Source organism: Kitasatospora sp. NPDC091257 (genome assembly GCF_044757675.1).
Lineage (GTDB): Bacteria > Actinomycetota > Actinomycetes > Streptomycetales > Streptomycetaceae > Kitasatospora > Kitasatospora lactacystinica.
Map to the genome: position 1 here is coordinate 1 of NZ_JBIVVI010001728.1, position 1351 is coordinate 1351.

Annotated in this window: 2 protein-coding genes; one reads left to right on the plus strand and one right to left on the minus strand. The window is 71.0% G+C overall.

Annotated elements, in window-relative coordinates; translation table 11 throughout:
• The first annotated feature begins 61 nt into the window (after window positions 1-61).
• Window positions 62-940 (plus strand): geranyl diphosphate 2-C-methyltransferase, encoded by an 879-nt coding sequence (locus tag ACIQOV_RS41585; protein WP_359915263.1) that lies wholly within the window; start codon window positions 62-64, stop codon window positions 938-940.
• Window positions 941-1052: 112 nt separating this feature from the next.
• Here the strand turns inward: ACIQOV_RS41585 and ACIQOV_RS41590 are convergent.
• Window positions 1053-1351 (minus strand): dihydrofolate reductase family protein (locus ACIQOV_RS41590; RefSeq protein ID WP_401056361.1); only part of this gene is annotated, 299 nt, incomplete at its 5' end.

The window sequence follows — 1351 nt, forward strand, 5'->3', positions numbered from 1 at the left end:
CCCACCGGCAGCGAATCCCCTTTGATGACCGACCCCTTGACCATCCACTAGGAGTTGACCCATGTCCGTGACCGACGACATCACCACCCCCGGCAACACCATTCCCGGCCCGGCGACCCCGTACCAGGGCGACATCGCACGCTACTGGGACCACGAGGCCCGTCCGGTCAACCTTCGCCTGGGTGACGTCGACGGCCTCTACCACCACCACTACGGGATCGGGGAGATCGACCGGGCCGCGATCGGCGACCCGGCCGACAGCGAGCGCGAGAAGAAGGTCATCGCCGAGCTGCACCGCCTGGAGTCCGCCCAGGCCGACGTGCTGCTCGACCACCTCGGCGACATCCGCGCCGACCACACGCTGGTCGACGCGGGCTGCGGCCGCGGCGGCTCGATGGTGATGGCCCACCAGCGCTTCGGCTGCCGGGTCGAGGGCCTGACCCTGTCCACCCAGCAGGCCGAGTTCGGCAACAAGCGCGCCGCCGAGCTGGGCATCGGCGACTTCGTCCGCTCCCGGGTCGCCAACATGCTGAACATGCCCGTCGAGACCGGCACGGTCGCGGGCTCCTGGAACAACGAGTCCAGCATGTACGTCGACCTGCACGACCTGTTCGCCGAGCACTCCCGGGTGCTGAGCGTCGGCGGCCGGTACGTGACCATCACGGGTTGCTGGAACCCGCGCTACGGCCAGCCGTCGAAGTGGGTCTCGCAGATCAACGCCCACTTCGAGTGCAACATCCACTCGCGCCGCGAGTACCTGCGGGCGATGGCCGACAACCGTCTGGTGCCGCAGGCCGTCATCGACCTGACCCCGGACACCCTGCCCTACTGGGAGCTGCGCAACACCACCTCGCTGGTGACCGGCATCGAGGAGGCGTTCATCGAGTCCTACAAGGACGGCTCCTTCCAGTACGTGCTGATCGCGGCCGACCGGGTCTGATCGCCCGATCGGGGACCTCCGCCCCGGGGGCGACGCACGACGACGGCGGCCTCCCCGCACCTGCGGGGAGGCCGCCGCCGTCCGTTCCGGAGCGGCCGGGGCCGGGGGCCGGCTACGGCCTGGTGAAGGTGTAGTGGGTGACGCCGCTCGGACTGGTCACCGCCTCGGTGCGGAAGCGCCGCTCCAGCCCTTCGAGTCCGCCCCAGAGCGGCTCCCCCCGGCCGAGCAGCACCGGCACCACGACCACGTGCAGGTGGTCGACCAGATCGGCCTCCAGGAAGGCCCGGACGGTGCTCGGGCCGCCGCCGATCCGCACGTCCAGGCCGCCGGCCACCTCCCGGGCCCGGCGCAGCGCCTCCTCGGGGGAGGCGTCGAGGAAGTGGAAGACCGTCCCGCCGTCCATCTCCAGGG